At 68.2% G+C, this 23,028-nt stretch carries 18 protein-coding genes; 15 read left to right on the top strand and 3 right to left on the bottom strand.

Going from position 1 to position 23,028, the window contains the following annotated elements; all coding sequences use genetic code 11:
* Positions 1 to 7: 7 nt before the first annotated feature.
* From glnA to amt, 5 genes are all read left to right on the top strand, one after another.
* Positions 8 to 1,417, top strand: a complete 1,410-nt coding sequence (gene glnA / locus AAFF32_RS03985; RefSeq protein ID WP_216964758.1) for a type I glutamate--ammonia ligase — start codon at positions 8 to 10, stop codon at positions 1,415 to 1,417.
* Between the two features lie 103 nt (positions 1,418 to 1,520).
* The gene (locus AAFF32_RS03980; RefSeq protein WP_216964761.1) at positions 1,521 to 1,976 is read left to right on the top strand and encodes a GNAT family N-acetyltransferase; all 456 of its coding nucleotides are present in this window, start codon (positions 1,521 to 1,523) and stop codon (positions 1,974 to 1,976) included.
* Positions 1,977 to 2,158: 182 nt separating this feature from the next.
* The gene (locus tag AAFF32_RS03975) at positions 2,159 to 2,926 is read left to right on the top strand and encodes a TorF family putative porin (protein WP_216964763.1); all 768 of its coding nucleotides are present in this window, start codon (positions 2,159 to 2,161) and stop codon (positions 2,924 to 2,926) included.
* Between the two features lie 40 nt (positions 2,927 to 2,966).
* Positions 2,967 to 3,305, top strand: a complete 339-nt coding sequence (locus AAFF32_RS03970) for a P-II family nitrogen regulator (protein WP_216964765.1) — start codon at positions 2,967 to 2,969, stop codon at positions 3,303 to 3,305.
* Between the two features lie 247 nt (positions 3,306 to 3,552).
* Entirely contained in the window at positions 3,553 to 4,929 is a 1,377-nt protein-coding gene (gene amt / locus AAFF32_RS03965; protein WP_216965362.1) for an ammonium transporter, read from the top strand.
* A 70-nt stretch (positions 4,930 to 4,999) separates the two neighbouring features.
* On the opposite strand, the gene AAFF32_RS03960 is transcribed toward amt, so the two are convergent.
* Positions 5,000 to 6,376 carry an amino acid permease gene (locus AAFF32_RS03960; RefSeq protein ID WP_254200760.1) on the bottom strand — a complete coding sequence of 459 codons (1,377 nt, stop codon included), beginning with the start codon at positions 6,374 to 6,376 and terminating at the stop codon, positions 5,000 to 5,002.
* Between the two features lie 166 nt (positions 6,377 to 6,542).
* Between AAFF32_RS03960 and AAFF32_RS03955 the strand changes: the two genes are divergently transcribed.
* From AAFF32_RS03955 to AAFF32_RS03915, 9 genes are all read left to right on the top strand, one after another.
* Positions 6,543 to 6,785 (top strand): hypothetical protein, encoded by a 243-nt coding sequence (locus AAFF32_RS03955; protein WP_216964769.1) that lies wholly within the window; start codon positions 6,543 to 6,545, stop codon positions 6,783 to 6,785.
* 249 nt (positions 6,786 to 7,034) lie between these two features.
* The gene (locus tag AAFF32_RS03950) at positions 7,035 to 8,072 is read left to right on the top strand and encodes a nitronate monooxygenase (protein WP_342316553.1); all 1,038 of its coding nucleotides are present in this window, start codon (positions 7,035 to 7,037) and stop codon (positions 8,070 to 8,072) included.
* Between the two features lie 125 nt (positions 8,073 to 8,197).
* The gene (locus tag AAFF32_RS03945; protein WP_342316552.1) at positions 8,198 to 8,824 is read left to right on the top strand and encodes an HAD-IA family hydrolase; all 627 of its coding nucleotides are present in this window, start codon (positions 8,198 to 8,200) and stop codon (positions 8,822 to 8,824) included.
* A 94-nt stretch (positions 8,825 to 8,918) separates the two neighbouring features.
* The gene (locus tag AAFF32_RS03940) at positions 8,919 to 9,659 is read left to right on the top strand and encodes an endonuclease/exonuclease/phosphatase family protein (RefSeq protein ID WP_343224057.1); all 741 of its coding nucleotides are present in this window, start codon (positions 8,919 to 8,921) and stop codon (positions 9,657 to 9,659) included.
* A complete protein-coding gene (gene clsB / locus AAFF32_RS03935; RefSeq protein WP_342316550.1) occupies positions 9,656 to 10,888 on the top strand; it encodes a cardiolipin synthase ClsB in 1,233 nt (410 codons plus the stop codon). Before AAFF32_RS03940 ends, clsB begins: the two co-directional genes overlap by 4 nt.
* The gene (locus AAFF32_RS03930; protein WP_342316549.1) at positions 10,885 to 11,865 is read left to right on the top strand and encodes a lysylphosphatidylglycerol synthase domain-containing protein; all 981 of its coding nucleotides are present in this window, start codon (positions 10,885 to 10,887) and stop codon (positions 11,863 to 11,865) included. Before clsB ends, AAFF32_RS03930 begins: the two co-directional genes overlap by 4 nt.
* A 73-nt stretch (positions 11,866 to 11,938) precedes the next feature.
* Positions 11,939 to 17,476: a HAMP domain-containing protein gene (locus AAFF32_RS03925; protein WP_216964778.1), complete on the top strand. Its 5,538-nt coding sequence runs from the start codon at positions 11,939 to 11,941 to the stop codon at positions 17,474 to 17,476.
* Positions 17,461 to 19,188: a response regulator gene (locus tag AAFF32_RS03920; RefSeq protein ID WP_342316548.1), complete on the top strand. Its 1,728-nt coding sequence runs from the start codon at positions 17,461 to 17,463 to the stop codon at positions 19,186 to 19,188. Before AAFF32_RS03925 ends, AAFF32_RS03920 begins: the two co-directional genes overlap by 16 nt.
* Positions 19,185 to 19,868 (top strand): HAMP domain-containing sensor histidine kinase, encoded by a 684-nt coding sequence (locus AAFF32_RS03915; protein WP_216964782.1) that lies wholly within the window; start codon positions 19,185 to 19,187, stop codon positions 19,866 to 19,868. Before AAFF32_RS03920 ends, AAFF32_RS03915 begins: the two co-directional genes overlap by 4 nt.
* 97 nt (positions 19,869 to 19,965) lie before the next feature.
* Here AAFF32_RS03915 and AAFF32_RS03910 read toward each other — a convergent pair whose 3' ends face one another.
* Entirely contained in the window at positions 19,966 to 21,315 is a 1,350-nt protein-coding gene (locus tag AAFF32_RS03910; protein WP_342316547.1) for an alpha/beta hydrolase, read from the bottom strand.
* 280 nt (positions 21,316 to 21,595) lie between these two features.
* Between AAFF32_RS03910 and AAFF32_RS03905 the strand changes: the two genes are divergently transcribed.
* Positions 21,596 to 22,009 carry a cupin domain-containing protein gene (locus AAFF32_RS03905; protein WP_216964786.1) on the top strand — a complete coding sequence of 138 codons (414 nt, stop codon included), beginning with the start codon at positions 21,596 to 21,598 and terminating at the stop codon, positions 22,007 to 22,009.
* 9 nt (positions 22,010 to 22,018) lie between these two features.
* Here the strand turns inward: AAFF32_RS03905 and AAFF32_RS03900 are convergent, their stop codons facing one another.
* Positions 22,019 to 22,960, bottom strand: a complete 942-nt coding sequence (locus AAFF32_RS03900; RefSeq protein WP_342316546.1) for a DUF2268 domain-containing putative Zn-dependent protease — start codon at positions 22,958 to 22,960, stop codon at positions 22,019 to 22,021.
* Between the last annotated feature and the right edge of the window lie 68 nt (positions 22,961 to 23,028).

Raw genomic sequence — 23,028 nt, 5'->3', positions numbered from 1 at the left:
AGTCCCCATGTCGATCGAACACGTAGAAAAGCTCATCAAGGACCATAAGGTCGAGTTCGTCGACCTGCGCTTCGTGGACATGCGCGGCGTGCAGCACCACGTCACCTTCCCGAAGTCGATCGTGGAACCGAGCCTGTTCGAAGACGGCAAGATGTTCGACGGCTCGTCCATCAGCGGCTGGAAGGGCATCAACGAGTCCGACATGGTGCTGCTGCCCGATGCCAGCACCGCCTTCCTGGACCCGTTCACCGCCGATCCGACGCTGGTGCTGACCTGCGACATCCTCGACCCGGCCACCATGCAGGCCTACTCGCGCGACCCGCGCGGCGTCGCCAAGCGCGCCGAGGCCTATCTCAAGGCCAGCGGCATCGCCGACCAGGCGTTCTTCGGCCCCGAGCCGGAGTTCTTCATCTTCGATTCGGTCCGCTTCGCCAACGACATGGGCCACACCTTCTTCCACATCGACTCGGAAGAAGCGCACTGGAATTCCGGCCGTGAATACGACGGCGGCAACACCGGCTACCGTCCGATGGTGAAGGGCGGCTACTTCCCCGTCGCGCCGCTGGACACGCTGCACGACATCCGCGCCGAGATGTGCAAGACGCTGGAACAGGTCGGCATGGAAGTGGAAGTGCACCACCACGAAGTGGCCAACGCCGGCCAGTGCGAGATCGGCACCAAGTTCAACTCGCTGGTGAAGAAGGCCGACGAGCTGCTGACGATGAAGTACGTCATCAAGAACGTCGCCCACCGCAACGGCAAGACCGCGACCTTCATGCCCAAGCCGATCGTCGGCGACAACGGCAGCGGCATGCACGTGCACCAGTCGCTGGCCAAGGGCGGCGTGAACCTGTTCTCCGGCGACGGCTACGGCGGCCTGTCGCAGATGGCGCTGTGGTACATCGGCGGCATCTTCAAGCACGCCCGTGCGATCAACGCCTTCGCCAACTCGACGACGAACTCGTACAAGCGCCTGGTGCCGGGCTACGAAGCGCCGGTGATGCTGGCCTACTCGGCCCGCAACCGTTCGGCCTCCTGCCGCATTCCGTACGTGGCCAATCCGAAGGCGCGCCGCATCGAGATCCGTTTCCCGGATCCGATGAACTCCGGCTACCTGGTTTTCGCCGCGCTGATGATGGCCGGCCTTGACGGCATCAAGAACCAGATCGACCCGGGTGCACCGAGCGACAAGGACCTGTACGACCTGCCGCCGGAAGAAGAGAAGAACATCCCGACCGTCTGCCACAGCCTCGACCAGGCGCTGGAAGCCCTCGACAAGGATCGCGACTTCCTCAAGGCCGGCGGCGTGTTCACCGACGACTTCATCGACGGCTACATCGCGCTGAAGATGCAGGAAGTCACGCGCTTCCGCGCCGCGACGCACCCGCTCGAGTACCAGATGTACTACACGATCTGATCCAGCCGCGGCCCGGGGCGAATGCTCCGGGCCGCGTTCGTTCGGCAGTACCGCTTTCGGCAACACCGTCCTTGGCAACACCACGGTCCGAAGGAGATTCGCGATGGAGATCCGCACCGGCGGTCTCGATCATCCCGCTGTCGTCGCGCTGCTGCAGGAGCACCTGCAGGGCATGGCGCAGCTGTCTCCGCCGGAAAGCATCCATGCGCTCGACCTCGACGGCCTGAAGACGCCGGACATCACTTTCTGGTCGGCATGGCAGGACGATGAACTCGTCGGCTGCGGCGCGTTGAAACAGCTCGACGGCACGCACGGCGAGATCAAGTCGATGCGCACCGCATCCCGGCACCGCCGCAAGGGGGTGGCGGCCGCGATGCTGGCGCACATCGTCACCGAGGCCGATCGCCGCACCTATCGACAACTGAGCCTGGAAACCGGCTCTATGCAGGGCTTCGAGCCGGCGCGACGCCTGTACGCGCGCTTCGGCTTTCAGTCGTGCGGTCCGTTCGCGGACTACAAGGACGATCCGAACAGCGTCTTCATGACGCGGGCCGTGTAGCACCCACGACAGCAGCACCGCACCACCACCACAACCAGTGAGGGAAACCAAAACGACGGGCCGCGCCCGCCGCAAGGCGAGTTCGTCCCGGAAAACACGCGGGAATCGACCACACACGCCCGCGTGGCAAGAGCACGAAGCAATGACCGGGGAGGGGCCACCGCTTATGAGGAGCCTGCGTCATGTCGTCTCGCATCCATGCAAGCAATACCGCTGCATCGCTCGTCTCCATCGTCCTGGCTGGCGCGATTTCGTTCGCCCTGCCGAACGATGCGATCGCCGGCGTGTCCGGCTCGGTCGCACTGACCAGCGACTACATCTTTCGCGGCATCTCGCAGAACAACCAGGAACCGGCGCTGCAGGCCGGCGTTGAATACGCCGCCGACAGCGGCTTCTACGTGGGCTCATGGGGCAGCAACGTCAGCTGGCTGTCCGACACGCCCGTCGTGGACAACGACATCTCCAACAGCGTCGAGCTCGACTTCTACGGCGGCTATCGGGGCAAGTTCAACGACACCGTCGGCTTTGACGTCGGCGCGCTGTACTACTGGTATCCCGGCGACTATCCCTCCGGCTTCAACAGCCCGGACACGGGCGAGCTCTACTTCGGCATCAGCGCCGGCGTGTTCTCCGCCAAGTACTCCTATGCACTCACCGATCTGTTCGGCTACGCCGACTCGGACGGCTCGGGCTATCTCGACGCCGCGGTGAACTGGGAGTTCGTCCCCACCTGGACGCTCAACGCGCACGCCGGCAAGCAGTGGATCGAGAACAACGAAGACTTCGAGTACGTCGACTGGAAGCTCGGCGTGACCAAGACCTTCGAAGGCGGCTTCGCCATCGCCCTGGCCTACACCGACACCGACGCCGAAGAGGCCCTCTACACCAACGTGCACAACAACTACCTCGGCGACGACACCGTGGTGCTCACGCTCACCAAGACGTTCTGACCCACCCTTTTTTGAAGCCCCATCCACACGGAGCTGCGAGATGAAACTGATCACCGCGATCATCCGGCCGTTCAAGCTCGACGAGGTGCGCGAAGCGCTCACCGAAGTCGGCGTGTCCGGCATCACCGTTACCGAAGTGAAGGGATTCGGTCGCCAGAAAGGCCACACCGAGCTTTATCGCGGCGCCGAGTATGTCGTCGATTTCCTGCCGAAGCTGAAGGTGGAGTGCGCCGTCGCCGAGGCCACGCTCGAGGCCGCGCTGGAAGCGCTGGCGAACGCGGCACGCACCGGCAAGGTCGGCGACGGAAAGATCTTCGTGCAACCGCTCGAGCGCACGGTGCGGATTCGCACCGGCGAGCTCGATGACGATGCGCTGTGAGGTGGCCGACATGAGCCATCTCCCGACCCTTCCGGCGCCCGATCCGTCATTCCCGCGAACGCGGGAATCCAGCGACTTCGATCCACCCATCCATGCATCCGAAGGGAGACACGACGTGACACGCATCAAGGCACTGGATCCCCGCGTGCGCGGGGATGACGAGATGGGCACTGCGGCGATGTCGGCAACCGACCGCCGTCGCGCCGTCGACATGTTCCGCGGGTCTCGCCTCGCGGCCTGCCTGTCCATGCTCTTCGCGCTCGCCACACCCGCGCTCGCCCTCGCCCAAGACACCGCAGCTGCCGCCGCGCCGACGGCCAACAAAGGCGACGTCGCCTGGCTGCTCGTCTGCGCGGCACTGGTGATCTTCATGACCCTGCCCGGGCTCGCGCTGTTCTACGGCGGTCTGGTGCGCAGCAAGAACGTGTTGTCGGTGCTGATGCAGTGCCTGCTCGTGTTCTCGCTGGTGGCGGTGCTATGGGCGCTGTACGGCTATTCGCTGGCCTTCACTGCGGGCAATCCGTTCATCGGCGGCTTCGACCGCGTGTTCGCGAAGGGACTGGACGCCACCGCGATGGGCGCGACGTTCACCAAGGGCGTCTACATTCCCGAGCTGGTGTTCTTCGTGTTCCAGGGCGCGTTCGCGTGCATCACCTGTGCGCTGATCATCGGCGCGTTCGCCGAACGGGTGAAGTTTGCCGGCGTGATGCTGTTCACCGTGCTGTGGTTCACCTTCGCCTACACGCCGATGGCCCACATGGTGTGGTTCTTCCCGGGACCGGACGCGTTCACCGACAACGACGCCGTGCCGGGCGTGCTGGCGCAGTCGGGCTTCCTGTTCGCGAAGGGCGCGCTCGACTTCGCGGGCGGCACCGTGGTGCACATCAATGCGGCGATCGCGGGCCTGGTCGGCTCATACGTGATCGGCAAGCGCGTGGGTTACGGGCGTGAGGCGATCAAGCCGCACAACCTGACGCAGACGATGGTGGGCGCCTCGATCCTGTGGGTGGGCTGGTTCGGCTTCAACGCGGGCTCCGCGCTGGAAGCCAACGCGGTGGCCGCACAGGCGTTCGTCAACACGTTCCTGGCGACGGCCGCGGCGGTGCTGGGCTGGACGGCGGTGGAGTGGATCAGCAAGGGCAAGCCGTCGATGCTGGGTGCGGCGTCGGGCGCGGTCGCGGGGCTGGTGGCGATCACGCCCGCGGCCGGCTTCGTCGGTCTGTGCGGTGCGCTGATCATCGGCGCGCTCGCTGGCGCGGTGTGCCTGTGGGGCGTGAACGGGCTCAAGCGCCTGCTCGGCGCGGACGATGCGCTGGACGTGTTCGGCGTGCACGGCGTGGGCGGCATCCTCGGCGCGTTGCTCACCGGCGTTTTCGCTTCGCCCTCGCTGGGCGGCGCGGGCATCTGGGATTACGTCACCGAAACCGCACTGCCCGAATACAGCATCGCCTCGCAGGTGTGGATCCAGTTGCAGGGCGTGCTGGTGACGGTGGTGGTTTCCGGCGTGGTCGCGCTGGTCGCGTTCCTGATCGTGAAGTACACCGTCGGACTGCGCGTGCCGGAGGAATCCGAACGCGAGGGCCTGGACATCACCTCGCACGGCGAGTCCGCCTACGAGAACTGATGCAGTAGAGCACCGAGGCAAAGTGGCGTGCGTAACCCCTCCCGCGCACGCCACGGCAGCGCGCGACGGCTCACCCCGTCGCGCGCTTTTTCCGGTAACGCCGCGCCAGTTCACTCGCCAGTGCGATGCCTGCGGTGAGCGCCGCCATCGACAGGAACTGCGCGCGCGTATCGGCCGACGACAGCAGTAGCGCGAAGATCAACGCCAGGATCGCCAGCGCGGCGACCGTCAGCCACGGAAAGCCGCGCATGCGGAACGGCAGCGGCGTACCGGCGCGATCCGCACGGCGACGCAGGATCAGCTGCGAAAGCAGTGAGATCGTCCACACCAGCAGGCACGTCGAACCGACGACGTTGAGCAGCACCGGCAGCACGCGGTTCGGGTACCACAGCTCGAACACGGTGGCGACGAAACCGAACAGCACGCACGAGAGCACCGCGAGCACGGGCACCTGGCGGCGGTTCAAGCGGGCCAGCCAACGCGGCGCTTCGCTGCGCTGGGCCAGCGAGAAGATCATGCGCGAGGCGCCGTAGAGGTTGGCGTTGAGCGCCGACAGCAGCGCGATCACCGCGATCAGCGTGATCGCCGTCGCCGCGCCCGGAATGCGCGCCGCTTCCAGCACCGCCGCGAACGGCGAGCGCAGCGCCTCGCTGGTCCACGGCACCACCGCGATGATCACGCTCAGCGAGCCGATGTAGAACACCAGGATGCGCCACGCGACCGTGCGGATCGCACGCGCCAGGCTGCGCGAAGGATCGGCGGTTTCCGCAGCGGCGACGGCGACGATCTCCGTGCCGCCGAAGGCGAACACCACCACCAGCAGCGCCGTGCCGATGCCGGCCCATCCCTTCGGCGCGAAACCGCCGTGGCCGGTGATGTTCGAAAGCCCCGGCGACGCCACGCCCGGCAGCAGGCCCAACACCAGCGCTGCGCCGATGAGGATGAAGGCGACGATCGCCGCGACCTTCAGGATCGCGAACCAGAATTCGAACTCGCCGAAGTTCTTCACGCCCATCAGGTTGATGGCGGTGAACATCAGCATGAACGTCAGCGAGGCCAGCGGCACCGACAGTTGCGGCCAGACCGTCGCGAGCAGGCCCGCCGCGCCTACGGACTCGGCGGCGATCACGATCACCAGCTGCGCCCACCACAGCCAGCCGACGGTGGCGCCGGCGGTCGCGCCCATCGCATCGGCTGCATACACCGAGAAGGCGCCACTGGCCGGCTTGGCGGCGGCCATCTCGCCCAGTGCGTTCATCACGATGATCACCAGCGCACCGGCGACCAGGTACGACACCAGCACCGCCGGACCGGCCGCCTGCACGCCCACTCCGGAACCGAGGAAGAGGCCGGCGCCGATCGCGCTGCCCAGGCCCATCATGATCAGCTGTCGCGGCTTGAGGGCGTGTCCAAGCTCGGGGGCCGGTGAGGCGGTGGGTGCGGGCATCGGGTCGCGTTGAGATTTTTTCGGGGGCGCCACCATACCGCGTTGCGACGGTCCGGCCGCGTGCCGAAGCGGGCGGGCCCGGGCCGGTCGCACCGCCTTCGATGCACGCCGGCGAACATGGGCGCGCCTCACGCCCGGCTCTCGTGCGCCGCGCTAACGTGATCGCATGGATACACGCACCCAGACCCTGCCGCCGGGCTGGCGGATCGACGCGACCGGTCCGTTCCCGGGCAGCCGCGCCTGCGTACTGCGGCTGAGTCGCTCGGACGGGCTCGAAGCCGTCTGGCAGCTCGATGGAGACGCGGTGCAGTGCGAGGCGGTGCGGCAGCTGGCGGCCGCCATGGCCCTCACCGGCGAAAGCTATCGCGACGAGGACGAGGACCGTCCGGGTCCCCTGCTGGCGCCTTGATCGGGCTGGATTCTTGCCCCGGCGCCGGGAAGCAGCCGATGGGTATTCGGAAGGGGAAGTTCCGAGGGGATGGGCGTCGGCCTCGACGCCGGGGCCTGTTCAGTTTGAGCCGGTCCCCGCCAGAAGGCTTGTCAGGAAAAACAGAAGCCCCCGTCGGAGCAACCCTGACAGCACCTGCTGCCGGCTTCGGACACACAACCGCCCGATTCCCCGATTCAACCGCCGAAAGCGGCAACCTACATTAGCCCCATGACCCTCCAGACCCTGCTCGGCCTCTCCGTTCCCGTCGTCCAGGCGCCCATGGCGGGCGTGCAGGACAGCGCGCTGGCGATCGCAGTGACGCAGGCCGGAGGACTGGGTTCCCTGCCCGCCGCCACCCTCGGCGCGGAGGCGTTGCGGCGCGAGCTGGCGACGATTCGCGAACGCACCGCAGGCCCGGTGAACATCAACTTCTTCTGCCATGCCCCGCCCACACAGGACGCCGCGCGCGAACGCGCATGGCGCGAGCGGCTCGCGCCTTACTACGCCGAACTCGGCGTGGATCCCGATGCGGTCCCGGCGGGACCGGCGCGTGCACCTTTCAGCCATGAACTGGCCGATGTCCTGGCCGAGCGGCCGCCGGCGGTGGTCAGCTTCCACTTCGGCCTGCCGGCGCCGGAGTTGCTGGCGCGCGTGCGTGCGACCGGCGCCCGGATCTTCTCCTCGGCCACCACGGTGGACGAAGCACGCTGGCTGGAAGCCCGCGGCGTCGACGCGATCATCGCGCAGGGGCTGGAGGCGGGCGGGCACCGCGGCCATTTCCTCTCCGACGACCTGCAAGCGCAGTCGGGCACGTTCGCGCTGCTGCCGCAGATCGTGCGCGCGGTGCGCGTGCCGGTGCTGGCGGCGGGCGGTATCGCCGATGCGGTCGGCGTCTCGGCCGCTCGCGCGCTCGGCGCGGCGGGCGTACAGGTCGGCACGGCCTACCTGCTGTGTCCGGAAGCCACGACCAGCGCCGTGCATCGGCAGGCGCTCACCGACCAGGCGGGCGAGGCCACCGCACTCACCAACGTCTTCACCGGTCGCCCCGCGCGCGGCATCTACAACCGGTTGATGCGCGAGATCGGCCCCCTGCGCGAGGACGCACCCGCGTTCCCACTGGCCGCGGCGGCGGTGACACCCCTGCGGTCCAAAGCAGAGGCGCAAGGACGAGGGGATTTCTCTCCGCTGTGGGCCGGCCAGAACACCAGCGGCTGTCGTGCCGTGCCCGCAGCCGAGATCACCCTCGCCCTGGCCCGCGGCCTGTAATCGACGCCGGCGCAGTAGCGACGTCGCCCAGCGGCTGATTGCGCGCGGCAGCTCCAGATCGAGCGGACAGGCCATGCGCCGATGCGCCGCGCTTATCCTGCCCCTTCTCCTCCATCCCGGTTCCGATGCCCGACTGCTCCGCCCTGCTGATCGACTTCGACGGCGTGCTGCGTCATTGGCCGCAGGACGATGCCGTGATCGAACGCGACTCCCGGCTGCCGCACGGTGCGATCCGCGCAGCCGCGTTTGCCGCGCCCCGCCTGGTCCCTGCGATCACCGGGCGCGTTGACGACAGCGCATGGCGCGAGGGCATCGCCGCCGACCTCATCGCACGTTTCCCCGACGCCGATGTCGCGCAGGCGATGCGCCGCTGGTCGCAGCCGCCGGGCCGTATCGACGAAGAGGTCCGCTCGATACTCGACTCCGTGCGCACCCGGCTTCGCGTCGTGCTGGTCACCAATGCGACCTCACGCCTCCCGCAGGATCTGGCCGCATTGGGCCTCACCCCCTTCTTCCACGGCGTCGCCAACTCGAGCGCGCTCGGCACGGCCAAGCCCGACGCGGCGATCTTCCACGCCGCACTCGCCCTGGCGGGCGTGGCCGCCCACGAGGCGCTGTTCGTCGACGACTCCTCGCGCAATGTCGCGGCGGCGGGCGCGCTGGGAATCCACGCACGCCGATTCGAAGGCCCCGCCACGCTGCGGGCGCTCCTGCACGAGCACGGCGTTACGGGCGTCCCACGCTGGCGCTGAGGCGCGCCGAACACGCGCACGTCACGGCCGCTCCTCACGCGGCATCGCGGTAGCCGTCGGCACAATGCCGGCCTGTCCCACGTCGCGGTACTGCATGGCCTCGATCAACGTCCTCACCCTCAACATGCACATGGGGTTCAACCTGCTCGGCCGGCGCTTCGTGCTGCCCGAACTGCGCGAGGCGATCCGGGCCGTGTCCGCCGACATGGTGTTCCTGCAGGAGGTGCTCGGTGAACACGCGCATCACGCACGGCGCCACGCCGCGTGGCCCGCAGGACCGCAGTACGAATTCCTGGCCGACACCCTCTGGACGCAGTTCGCGTACGGCCGCAATGCGGTGTATCCGCACGGCCACCACGGCAACGCGCTGATGTCGAAATTCCCCATCGCCTCGTTCGAGAACCGCGACGTCTCCGTGCAGGGCCACGAGCAGCGCGGCCTGCTGCACGCGATCGTGCGGGCGCCCGAAGGCCCCGAGGTCCACACCGTGTGCGTGCATCTGGGCCTGCGCGAGTCGCATCGGCAGAAGCAGATCGGCCTGCTGTGCGGCATCGTCGCCGACGAGATTCCCGCCGACGCCCCGCTCGTCGTCGCCGGCGATTTCAACGACTGGCGCGTTCGCGGCCATGCGCTGCTGCGTCGCTGCGGGCTGGTGGAAGCTTTCGAACACACGCGCGGCCGACTGGCGCGGACCTTCCCGTCGCGCTGGCCGACCCTGCCGGTGGACCGCATCTACCTGCGCAACGCACGCGTCGCACAAGCGCAGGTGCTGTCCACGCAACCGTGGTCGCACCTGTCCGACCACGTACCTCTGCTGGCGAGGATCGACCTGTGAGGTGGTCGCGGGGCATCGATTCGTGCTGGCGCCGCGGCCATCGCGTGCGCCTGCTGGAGAACGGCGAGGACTACTTCGCGCGCGTGTTCGAGGCGATCGATGCAGCGCAGCGCGAAGTGCTGCTGGAAACCTTCATCTGGTTCGAGGACAAGGTCGGGCTGCAACTCAAGGACCGCCTGGTCGCGGCGGCGCAACGCGGTGTGCGCGTGCACTTCCTCGTCGATGCCTTCGGCTCGCCCGACCTGTCCGAGGACTTCGTGCAGGCGCTCACCTCCGCCGGTGTCGAACTGCGCATGTACGACCGCCAGCCGACGCTGTTCGGCATCCGCATGAACGTCTTCCGCCGCATGCACCGCAAACTGGTGGTGGTGGACGAGACGATCGGGTTCGTCGGCGGGATCAACTACTCGGCCGACCACCTGGCCGATTTCGGGCCGACCGCGAAGCAGGACTATGCGGTGGAGGTCGAAGGGCCGGTGGTGGCCGACATGGTGTCGTTCCTGCGCCAGGCGATGGTCACGCGCGGCACCGGCGAGCGCTGGCAGCCCGATGGCGCCGCCGACGCGCGCCAAGCCGCCGGCAGCGCGGACGTGTGCTTCCTGCCGCGCGACAACGGGCGGCGCTCGCGCAGCATCGAATGGGCGTACCGGCAGGCCTTCCGCGAGGCGCGGCGCGAGATCGTCATCGCCAATGCCTACTTCTTCCCCGGCTACGGCTTCCTGCGCGACCTGCGCGACGCCGCGCGGCGCGGCGTGAAGGTGCGCCTGATCTTCCAGGGCGAGCCGGACACGCCGCTGGCGCTGATGGCGGCGCGCGCCTTGTACCGGCACCTGGTCGACGCCGGGGTATGCATCTTCGAGTACTGCGAACGGCCGTTCCACGGCAAGGTCGCGGTGATCGACGAGGAATGGTGCACCGTGGGATCGAGCAACCTGGATCCGTTGAGCCTGTCGCTCAACCTGGAAGCCAATGTCTTCATCCGCGATGCCGACTTCGCGCGCGAACTCCACGGCCGCCTGCAGGCACTGATCGACCGGCATTGCCGCGCGGTGGATCCGGCCGGCGTGCCGCGCGGGCGCTTCTGGCAGCCGCTGACGCGTCCGTTGCTGTTCCATGTGTTGCGCCGCTTTCCGAGCTGGGCCGGCTGGCTGCCGGCGCACACGCCGCGCACGAAGCTCGTGACTCCGCCCGAGGACGCGTCGCCACAAGGCACGGAACCGCCCGCATGAGCACCTCGCGCCGGCGCTGGCGTCGGGTGCGACGCATCGCCCTGTTCGTCTTCCTGGCGCTGGTGGCGTTCCTGCTGCTGCGCTACGCGCGCTCGGTCGACTGGGCGCAGGTGGGCGCGACGCTGGCGGCGTATGCGCCGAGCACGCTCGCACTCGCCGTCGCGATCACCCTCGCCAGCTACCTGCTGTACGCGTGCTACGACGTGGCCGCGCGGCGCTACGCGCACCACGCGTTGCCGGTGCCGCGGGTGATGGCGATCTCCACCGTCGCCTACGCCTTCAGCCTCAACGTCGGCGCGCTCGTCGGCGGCGCGGGGTTCCGCTACCGGCTGTACTCGCACGCGGGGCTGGCGCTGGGGACGATCAGCCGCATCGTCGCCTTTACCGTCAGCACGAACTGGGTCGGCTACCTGCTGCTGGCCGGCGCGCTGTTCGCATCCGGACGCGTGCGGCCGCCGCCGCACTGGCCGGTGAGCGGCGCCAACCTGCCGTGGCTCGGCGCCGCGATGCTCGTGACCGTGGCGGCCTACCTCATCGCCTGCCACCTCACGCACGGGCGCGTTTTCCACGTGCGCGGTCATCACTTCCGCCTCCCTTCGGTGCCGCTGGCGCTGTTGCAGCTGGGACTGGCGGCGACCAACTGGGCGCTGATGGCGGCACTGCTGTTCGTGCTGATGCCGGCGGGCGTGACCTACACGGCGGTGCTCGGCGCGCTGCTGGTCGCGGCCGTGGCGGCGGCCATCGCCCACATCCCGGCGGGCATCGGCGTGCTGGAGGCGGTCTTCATCGCGCTGCTCGGCCACGAGGTTCCGCAACCCCAGATGCTGGCCGCGTTGCTGGCCTACCGCGCCTGCTACTACCTGGGGCCGCTGCTGCTGGCGATGGCCGGCTACGCCGTGCTCGAAAGCCGCGTGCGAGGCCGTCAAAGTCCGCCCATCGCAGCCCCCGGCGACGACGGGAACCGCCAACGAACGTGAACATTCCGTCATCGCCGCTGCGATAAGCTCGGGCGATTTTCCGAAAGACGCCGCAGGGCATGGGGGATGTCGGGTGAGCACGGAAACCAAGTCGCGCCGTTCGCAATCGGCGCGCAAGGCGACGCCATCGCCTGCGAAAGCCGTAGCAACGGCAGCGAAGCGGCGTGCAGGGGCCGAGGCCCCGCGCGAGCCGCTGGACATCATCATCGAAGCCATGGACGCCGTGCGCGCCGGCGACTTCTCCGTGCGCCTGCCGCTCAACTGGCAAGGACAGGAAGGCCAGCTCGCGCAGATCCTCAACGAGATCGTCAGCCATAACCGTCGCCTCGCCGCCGAGCTGGCTCGCGTGGGCGAAGCCGTCGGCCGCGAAGGCCAGACGCGCCAGCGCATCAACCCGGCCAACCGCGAAGGTCAGTGGTCGGGCATGGAGGAATCGGTCAACGCGCTGATCGACGACCTGGTCCGCCCGGTCGAGGCGATGGGCGAGGCGATGGCCGGCGTCGCCAAGGGCGACCTCACCCGCACCGTGCCGCTGGAGGCCGACGGCCGCCCGCTGAAGGGCGAATTCCTGCGCTCGGCGAACATCGTCAACCGCATGATCGAGCAGATGGGCGAGTTCAGCTCCGAGGTCACGCGCGTGGCCCGCGAGGTGGGCACCGAAGGCAAGCTCGGCGGCCAGGCGAAGGTGAAAGGCGTGTCGGGCGTGTGGAAGGACCTGACCGACTCGGTCAACCAGATGGCCTCCAACCTGACCGCGCAGGTGCGCAACATCGCCGACGTGACCATCGCGGTCGCCAACGGCGACCTCTCGCGCAAGATCACCGTGGACGTGCGCGGCGAAATCCAGCAGCTGAAGGAAGCCATCAACACGATGGTGGACCAGCTGCGCGGCTTCGCTTCGGAAGTGACGCGCGTGGCGCGCGAAGTCGGTACCGAAGGGCGACTGGGCGGCCAGGCGATCGTGCCCGGCGTGGCCGGCACATGGAAGGATCTGACCGACTCCGTCAACGCGATGGCGTCCAACCTCACCTCGCAGGTGCGCAACATCGCCGAGGTGACGACTGCCGTGGCGAAGGGCGATCTCTCGCGCAAGATCACCGTGGACGTGCGCGGCGAAATGCTGGAGCTGAAGAACACCATCAACACGATGGTCGACCAGCTCAACGGCTTCTCCTCCGAAGTCACGCGCGTGGCGCGCGAAGTGGGCACCGAAGGCAAGCTCGGCGGTCAGGCGCAGGTACCCGACGTCGCCGGCACGTGGAAGGACCTCACGGACCACGTGAACTCGATGGCGTCGAACCTGACGCTGCAGGTGCGCAACATCGCCGAAGTGACCACGGCGGTGGCGAAGGGCGACCTCTCGCGCAAGATCACCGTGGACGTGCGCGGCGAAATCCTGGAACTGAAGGACACCATCAACACGATGGTGGACCAGCTCAACGGCTTCTCCTCGGAAGTCACGCGCGTGGCGCGCGAAGTGGGCACCGAAGGCCGACTGGGCGGCCAGGCCGTCGTGCCGGGCGTCGCCGGTACGTGGAAGGACCTGACCGACTCGGTCAACGCGATGGCCTCCAACCTCACCTCGCAGGTGCGAAACATCGCCGAGGTGACCACCGCCGTGGCGAAGGGCGACCTCTCGCGCAAGATCACCGTGGACGTGAAGGGCGAAATCCTCCAGCTGAAGGAAACCATCAACACGATGGTGGACCAGCTCAACGGCTTCGCCGCGGAAGTCACGCGTGTGGCGCGCGAAGTGGGCACCGAAGGCAAGCTCGGCGGCCAGGCGCAGGTGCCGGGCGTCGCAGGCACGTGGAAGGACCTCACCGACAACGTCAACTCGATGGCGTCCAACCTCACCGCGCAGGTGCGCAACATCGCCGAAGTGACGACAGCGGTGGCGAAGGGCGACCTCTCGCGCAAGATCGCGGTGGACGTGAAGGGCGAAATCCTCCAGCTGAAGGAAACCATCAACACGATGGTGGACCAGCTCAACGGCTTCGCCGCGGAAGTCACGCGCGTGGCGCGCGAAGTCGGCACCGAAGGCAAGCTCGGCGGCCAGGCGCAGGTGCCGGGCGTGACCGGCGCGTGGAAGGACCTCACCGACAACGTCAACTCGATGGCGTCCAACCTCACCACGCAGGTGCGCAACATCGCCGAAGTGGCGACGTCCGTGGCGAAGGGCGACTTGTCGCGCAAGATCGCGGTCGGCGCGGAGGGCGAAATCCTTCAGCTGAAGGAAACGCTCAACACGATGGTGGACCAGCTCAACGGCTTCGCCGCGGAAGTCACGCGCGTGGCGCGCGAAGTCGGCACCGAAGGCAAGCTCGGCGGCCAGGCGCGCGTGCCCGGCGTGGCCGGTACGTGGAAGGACCTCACCGACAACGTCAACTCGATGGCGTCCAACCTCACCACGCAGGTGCGCGGCATCGCGGCGGTGGTGACGGCGGTGGCGAACGGCGACCTGCACCGCAAGCTGACGGTGGAGGCCAAGGGCGAAGTCGCCGAACTAGCCGACACCATCAACAACATGACCAACACGCTGGCGATCTTCGCCGACCAGGTGACCACGGTCGCGCGCGAGGTCGGCGTGGAAGGCCGTCTGGGCGGCCAAGCCAAGGTGCCGGGCACGGCCGGCATCTGGAAGGACCTCACCGCCAACGTGAACCAGCTCGCCGCGAACCTGACCAACCAGGTGCGCGCGATCGCCGAAGTGGCGACCGCGGTGACGCAGGGCGACCTCACGCGTTCGATCCAGGTGGACGTGCGCGGCGAAGTGTCGGACCTGAAGGACAACATCAACGCGATGATCGCCAACCTGCGCGCGACGACCGAGTCGAACCGCGAGCAGGACTGGCTGAAGACCAACCTCGCCAAGTTCTCCTCGATGATGCAGGGCCAGCGCGACCTGCTCACGCTCGGGCAGATGCTGTTGTCGGAACTGGCGCCGCTGGTCGACGCACAACAGGGCCTGATGTACATCGTCGAAGAAGGCGATGGCGAATCGCCGCGTCTGCGCCAGCTGGCCGGTTACGCCGACACCTCGCCCGCGGTCAGTCGCACACTCGCGTTCGGCGAAGGCCTGATCGGCCAATGCGCCGCCGAGGCGCGCCTGATCCTGCTGGAGGACATCCACGGCATCGACGACGACGCGCAGCGCGTGCGCATCCAGTCGGGTCTGATCGAAGCCACGCCGCGCAGCGTGATCGTGCTGCCGGTGCTGTTCGAGGACCAGGTGAAGGCGGTGATCGAACTGGCGACGCTGCACGAGTTCACGCCTTCCCAGCGCGCGTTCCTCGAACAGCTCTCCGGCAGCATCGGCATCGTGCTCAACACGATCGAAGCGACGATGCGCACCGAGCGCCTGCTGTCGCAGTCGCAGCAGCTGGCCGGTGAACTGCAGACGCAGCAGAACGAGTTGCAGCAGACCAACGAGGAAATCGCGCTCAAGGCCTCGCTGCTGGCCGCGCAGAAGTCCGAGGTGGAGCAGAAGAACCTGCAGATCGAGCATGCCCGTCGCGCGCTGGAAGAGAAGGCGGCCGAGCTGGCGCAGACCTCGCGCTACAAGTCCGAGTTCCTGGCCAACATGTCGCACGAGCTGCGTACACCGCTCAACAGCATCCTGATCCTGAGCCAGCAGCTGGCGGAGAATCCGGAAGACAACCTGAGCGAGCGCCAGGTCGAGTTCGGCCGCACCATCCACGCCGCCGGCACCGACCTGCTGCACCTGATCAGCGACATCCTGGACCTGTCGAAGATCGAATCCGGCACGGTGACCATCGACATCGAAGCCATTAGCTTCGCGCACCTGCGCGAGAACCTGGAGCGCGGATTCCGCCACGAGGCCGAGCGGCGCAAGCTCGATTTCGTCGTGGAGATGGCCAAGGAACTGGGACCGACGCTGCGTTCGGACCCCAAGCGCCTGCAGCAGATCCTCAAGAACCTGCTGTCGAATGCGTTCAAGTTCACCGAGCACGGCAGCGTGCGACTGAGCGCGCGTCCGGTCACGCGCGGCTGGAACGACGAGCACCCGGTGCTGTCGCGTGCGCCGGTGGTGGTCGCCATCGAGGTCACCGACACCGGCATCGGCATCTCGCCGGACAAGCAGCGCATCGTGTTCGAGGCCTTCCAGCAGGCCGACGCAGGCACTGCGCGCAAGTACGGTGGCACGGGCCTGGGGCTGGCGATCAGCCGCGAGATCGCGGGCCTGCTCGGCGGCGAGCTCAAGCTGCACAGCGTGGAAGGCGAAGGCAGCACGTTCACGCTGTACCTGCCGCTCAACTACGTCGGCAGCGGCGACGCCCGCGATGCCGCGCGCGATGCCACGCGCATGTCCAGCCGCGTGCGCGTGGAAGTGCCGGTGCCGGCCGAACACGTGGCCGGCGTGGATGCACCCGCGGCCGAGCGGATCGACGACGACCGCGACGTGCTGATGGCGGAAGTGCCGACCTTGCTGATCGTCGAGGACGACACGCACTACGCCTCCGTGCTGCGCGACCTGGCGCGCTCGCGCGGCTTCCAGGTGCTGCACGCCAATCGCGGCGACGAAGCGCTGCGACTGGTGCGCGAATACCGCCCCACCGCCATCACGCTCGACATCTTCCTGCCGGACATGCTCGGCTGGACAGTGCTGGCGCGACTGAAGCAGGACGCGGCGACGCGGCACATCCCGGTGCAGATCGTCACGGTGGAGGAGAGCCGCCACCACAGCATCGAGCGCGGCGCGTTCTCCTACCTCGCCAAGCCGTCCACCTCGGAAACCATCGGCGAGGCGCTTGAGCGCATCAAGGAATACGCCACGCCGCGCGTGAAGCGCCTGCTGGTGGTGGAGGACGATGCCAACGAGCAGATGAGCATCGTCGAGCTGCTGCGCCACGACGACATCGTGATCGACACCGTCGGTTCCGGCGAGGAAGCGCTGGCGGCGCTGCGCGACGGCAAGTACGACTGCGCGGTGCTCGACCTGCGCCTTCCCGACATGAGCGGCTTCGACCTGCTCGACCGGATCCATGCGGACAATGCATTGAAGCGCGTTCCGATCGTGGTGTTCACCGGCAAGGACCTCAGCGCGGACGAGAGCGATCGCCTGCGCCGCGTGGCGCGCAGCGTGGTGCTCAAGGGCGTGGAATCGCCCGAGCGCCTGCTCGACGAGACGGCGTTGTTCCTGCACCGCGTGATCGGCGACCTGCCCGCGGCCAAGCAGCGCATGGTGCGCAGCCTGCACGAATCCGACGACGGCCTGCGCGGCAAGAACGTGCTGGTGGTGGACGACGACGTGCGCAACATCTTCGCGCTGTCCAGCGTGCTCGAGCGCCACGGCATGCACGTGCACACCGCCGGCAACGGCCGCGACGCGATCACCAAGGTCGGCGACATGCCCGAGCTCGACCTGGTGCTGATGGACATCATGATGCCCGGCATGGACGGCTACGACACGATGCGCGAGATCCGCACGCGCGGCGATCGCCGCACGCTGCCCATCGTCGCGCTCACCGCCAAGGCCATGAAGGGCGATCGTGAAAAGTGCCTGGAGGCCGGTGCCTCCGACTACCTGGCCAAGCCGGTCGTCACCGACCAGCTGCTCGGAGTCCTGCGTCAATGGCTGCAACGCTGAACGATGCCGCGGCCGCCACGGCGGCCGCACCGGTCAAGATCCTGCTGGTCGACGACCAGCCCGGGCGCCTGTTGACCTATCGCACCATCCTGGAGCCGCTGGGCGAAGAGCTGGTGGACGCGCGTTCGGGCATGGAAGCGCTGAAGCTGCTGATGGAGGACGAGTACGCGGTCATCCTGCTCGACGTGAACATGCCGGTGATGGACGGCTTCGAAACGGCGACGCTGATCCACCAGCATCCGCGCTTCGAGAACACGCCGATCATCTTCGTCACCGCCGTGAACCTGAGCGACCTGGACCGCCTGCGCGGCTACAAGCTCGGCGCGGTGGACTACGTCATGGTGCCGGTGATCCCGGAGATCATGCGCACCAAGGTCTCGGTGCTGGCCGAGTTGTACCGCAAGCGGCGCGAGCTGCAGGTGCTCAACGCCAGCCTGGAGAACAAGCACCGCGAGCTGGAGCTGGAGAAGGCGCGCGAGCTGGAACGCCTGAACGCCTCGCTGCGCGTCGCCAACACGGAGCTGGCGCTGCGCAACCGCGAACTGCTGGCCGAGAACAAGGAACGCACGCGCGCCGAGCGCCAGTTGCGCGAGGCCGATCAGCGCAAGGACGAGTTCCTCGCCACGCTGGCGCACGAACTGCGCAATCCGCTGGCGCCGTTGCAGAACGCGCTCGCCGTGCGACGCCTGCGCGCGCCGGACGACCACGACCCGCTGCTGACGATGATGGAGCGTCAGCTGTCGCTGCTGGTGCGCATGATCGAGGACCTGCTCGACATCGCCCGCATCACGCGCGGCAAGCTCACGCTGCGGCGCGGAACGACCGTGCTGCAGGACGTGATCGCCGCCGCCGTCGATACCGCGCGCCCGCTCATCGACCAGGGCGGCCACAGCCTGCACCTGCAATTGCCCGAGGCGCCGGTGCCGCTGGATGCGGACCATGCGCGTCTGGCCCAGGTGTTCGCGAACCTGCTCAACAACGCGGCGAAGTACTCCGATCCCGACGGCCGCATCGAACTGGGCGCACAGCTCTGCGACGCGGAAGTGCAGGTCTGGGTGCGCGACACCGGCATCGGCCTGACGGCGGAGCAGATGGAAACCGTGTTCGAGATGTTCCGCCAGGTGGACACCACGGTGGAACGCTCGCGCGGCGGCCTCGGCATCGGCCTGACGCTGGTGCAGCGCCTGACCGAGATGCACGGCGGCCGCGTGGAAGTGCAAAGCGAAGGCCCAGGTCACGGCTCGACGTTCCGGGTGCACTTGCCGCAGGCGGGCGTGACCGAAGTGGTGGCGCCTGCGCTGCCGGCCACGCGCGGCATCGCTTCGGCGCCGCGTCGCGTGCTGGTGGTGGACGACAACCGCGACGCCGCCGACACGCTGGCGATGATGGTGCGCCTGCTCGGCCACGACACGCGCGCGGTATACGACCCGCAGACGGTGGAAGCCGAAGTGGCGGGCTTCGTACCGGAGATCGTCTTCCTCGACGTCGGCATGCCCGGGCGCAGTGGTTACGACGTGGCGCGCGCATTGCGCGACGCGCACGGCGCCACGCTGGTGATCGTCGCCGTCACCGGCTGGGGCCAGCCGGAAGACAGGCAGCGCACGCTGCAGGCGGGCTTCGACCATCACCTGGTCAAGCCGCCGGACATCCAGGCCATCATGGACATCTGCAGCAAGGGATTGCGTCCGCTCGCTGAGGACACACCGCAATGAACGGCACCAGCCCACACTGGATGAGCAAGTGGGCGCACGACCTGCGCGGCCCGCTGTCACCGATCCAGTCCGCCCTGTTCCTGCTGCGGCACGGTTCGGCCGACGGGCCCGAGCGCGACGAACTGTTCGAGCTGGTGGACCGGCAGATTCGCCGGCTCACCGGCATGATCGACGAGATCGGCGACTGGGTGCGTTCCGACCAGGGCCGCCTGCTCACGCGCAGCGGGCCGATCGACCTGGCGCTGATCATCGAAGCCAGCCGCGGCATCGGCGCCAACGCGGTGGAGGTCAGCTACGAGGACGGCGCCGACAACGTCTGCCTGGAAGGCGATGCCTCGCGCCTGGCGAACCTGCTTTCCACATTCTTCTGGCTGGTGTCGACGCCGCTGGACACGCCACTGGAAGCGGGCGTCGCGAACGCAACCAAGGGCACGGTGACGGTGCGCCTGGACGACGGCGGCGTTTGGTTGGCCGGGCCGCTGAGTGCGGCGCTGCGTGCGTCGAGCAACGTGGACACGTTGTTCACCGAGCCGCAGCCCGCACCGGCCGGCGACGGCCTGGGCCTGCGGCTGCTGATCGCCAGTGCGATCGCGACGGGGCACGGCGGCGAGCTGGCCACGCGCGCGACGGACGACGGTGGCGTCGACGTCGTGCTGCGGTTGCCGTATCGGCCTGCGTGAGCTTGCGCGTTGGACCCTCTCCCGCGTGCGGGAGAGGGGTTGGGGTGAGGGCGCTTCGCGGCACCTTCTCCCGCGAGGGGAGAAGGAAGAACTCCCGTCACCGCGGCGCCAACCGCTCCGCATTGCCGTACGGCTCGGCGCGCAAGGCGCCATCGCGGATCCAGTCCACCAGCATTGCGTAGTAGCCATCGGCGTAGCGCGTCGCGGTGCGCTCGCCGTCGGCTCCGGTGTCGAACTCGATGATGCCGTGGTCGGTGCCGGGGAACTCCACCACCTCCACGTTCGCGTTCTCGCGCGCGACCGACAGCAAGCGGCGACGCGATTCTTCCGGCGGCGCCTCGGCGTCGCTGCCGGCGATGATCCACAGCAGCGGCACTTTCGTCGCGCGCAGCGGCGGCATCGGATCGTGGCTCCACGTGGTGCCTTCGTCGTGCAGCGGACCGAACAGGCGCAGCATCAGCGGCGAATGCTTGACCAGATCGCCGGTGTACTCGCCCTGCATCGCGCTCCACCACGGCTCCTTGCCGTACTTCGCCTTCACCGCTTCCAGCCGATCGAAGCCGTCCTTGAAGCCCGAGGCCATCACCGCGCCGGTGGCGTCGCTGACTTCGCGCGCCTTCACCAGCGCATCGCCGTGGAAGCCGGCCTTGATCAGGTCCAGCTGCACCTGGTCGCGGTCTTCGGCCAGCGGGCTGTCGGCCAGGCCGTAGCTCACCGCGACGAATGCCGGATCGCTGCGCTGCGCGGCGAGCGGTTCGATCCAGCCCGCCTGGCTGCCGCCGCTGTAGCCCACGCGGCCCGCGCGCGAACCGGCGAGGCGACGCGCTTCCTTCAATGCGGCCGCGGCGTCGTCGGCGAGCAGGTGGAAGTCCTGCGAGTAGCGGCCGGTGCTCTCGCCCGTGCCGCGCTTGTCGTACACGAACACGCCGATGCCGTGCGCCGGGAAGATGCGCTGGAACGCGTTGAACGTGCGCGCCGAATAACGCTCCGAGCCGTGCACCATCACCGCGATCGGCACCGGCCCATCGCCCGGCGGCATCACCAGCCGGCCCGCCAGCGTTTCGCCGTTGCCCTGGAAGCGGGTTTCCACGGCCTTGAATTCGAGCCTCGTCCCGCGCTGCCCCTCGAACGAGAACGCCGGCGCTTCGCACGTGCCCAGCGACACCGGCGTGGGATCGGCGCGATCGCTCCAACCGACGGTGCCGGTCCACTTGCCCGCGGCGTCCTGCACCACCTTACCGGTGCGTCCGTCCATCAGGCGCCAGCGCAGTCCTTCGCCCGACACGGGCGCGAAGTCCACCCAGCGCCCGTCGTCCAGGCGATAGAGGCCGACGTGGCAGGCCATGCGCGGATCGGGCGGTGGGTCGCGCTGCGGGCGCATCCACCAATAGGCGGCGCCGGCCAGCAGCGCGATCAGAACCAGCACGGACACGAGCACCTTGCGCATGAGCGATCTCCCTTCGACGGCGCGAACTGTAACGGCATCGCAGCGATGCCCACATGTGCAGGGATGCACGGTAGACCGGCAGGGTTTGGACGCGTGTTCATCTCGCGCGCGAGGGGCCGCATTGTTGCGCCCGGCTCAACACGAAGCGTCCCCGCGCGGGGCTACCTGCGCGTGGGGGTGCTTCCTAGACTCCTTGCGCCGAAGGCCCGCGACGTCACGACGCCTCGCCTTCATCACCACTCTCGCCGTGCCCAGTACGGCGGACACCGGAGTTTCCCCCATGCGCATCTACCACTCCCTCGGCCTGACCATCGCGATGCTATCGGTCGGCGCCGTCGCCCACGGCCAGCACCACAGCGCGGCCCCCGGCCCCGTCGTCACGCCGGTCCTGACCCAGCCGCTGCCCGACTACCCGGGTAAGGAAGGGCACGTGCTCACCGTGACGTATCCGCCGGGCGGCTCCTCGCCGCTGCACCATCACGATGCATACGCGTTCGTGTACGTGCTGGAGGGTGCGGTGACGATGGCCGTGGAAGGCGGCGAGGAAGTCACGCTGAAAGCGGGCCAGGCCTGGACCGAGAAGCCCGGCGACATCCACGCCGTCAGCCGCAACGCCAGCAAGACCGAGCCGGCGAAGTTCGTCGTGTTCTTCCTGAAGGATGCAGGCAAGCCCGCGGTGATGCCCGGGCGCTGAGCGCGCGCCTCAATCGCCCACGGCCAACGCGCCCGGCAGGCTCATGCCGGGCGTCCAGCCGCTGCGCGCCAGGAACGCCTTGGGATCGTCCATCTCGAGGATGTCCTTCACCGCCTGCCTGCGATCGTCCGCGCGCAGGTAATACGCCTTCACGATGCGATAGCCGACCCAGTAGCCCAGGTCGTACGGCGCATCCGATCCGCTGCGGTAGTCGTAGAACCACGCCGACAGGTCGGTGCTGTCCATGTCGCGCGCGAAGGCCGATTCGATCTGCGCTTCCTTGCCCCGCGTCCATCCGGCGTGGCGCGAATTACCGACGTTGCCCGAGACGAGTTCGGCGATGAACTCGGCCGTGCCTTCGGCCAGCGCCAGGCGCAGCACCGTGGCCTGCGGATCGCCCGGTTCGAACTCGGTCGGCGCGGTCTGCTGGATGTGCGCGTACTCGTGCGCGATGACATGCACGAAGCGGTCCTGCACGTTCGGATTCATGAAATCCGCCGCGCACAGCGCCTCCAGGCCCAGCGTGACGCCGCCCGGATGCGTCATGCCCACCGGCCGACCGCGACCGACGACGATGGCGACCGGCGGGAATTTCGCTTGCGGATACACGCTCGCCAGGCGCGCGAACGTGTCGGCGAGCCTTCGTTCGACCGCCGGCAGTTCGGCCAGGCATCGCTTCGCATTGGCATAGACGGCCGGATCGCTCGCCATGCGATCGGCGATGCTCTGCGCGGTGACGCGTCGCAGACGCGCGAACTCGGCCAGGCTCGGCGTGCCTTGGGCGATGTACTCCTGTTGGATCTGTTGCACCGTCGGCTTGCCGTCGGTGGCGTCGTAGAGCGCGTAGAAACGCGTGACGTCCTGCGTGTGGATGTCGGGCCCGCCTGCGAACGCGCAAGTCGGAACCAGAAGCGCCGCGAGAAGCAGCGTGAAGCGCGAACGTGCAGGCATGGATCAATCCCTGAATGAATGCCGCGGAGGATGCAGCGCGAGGCCGCCGATCATGCCAAGGTCCCTGC

It is taken from the genome of Lysobacter sp. FW306-1B-D06B, from assembly GCF_038446665.1.
In the GTDB taxonomy this organism is placed as follows: Bacteria; Pseudomonadota; Gammaproteobacteria; order Xanthomonadales; family Xanthomonadaceae; genus Lysobacter_J.
This window is presented reverse-complemented; position numbering and strand designations above follow the sequence as displayed.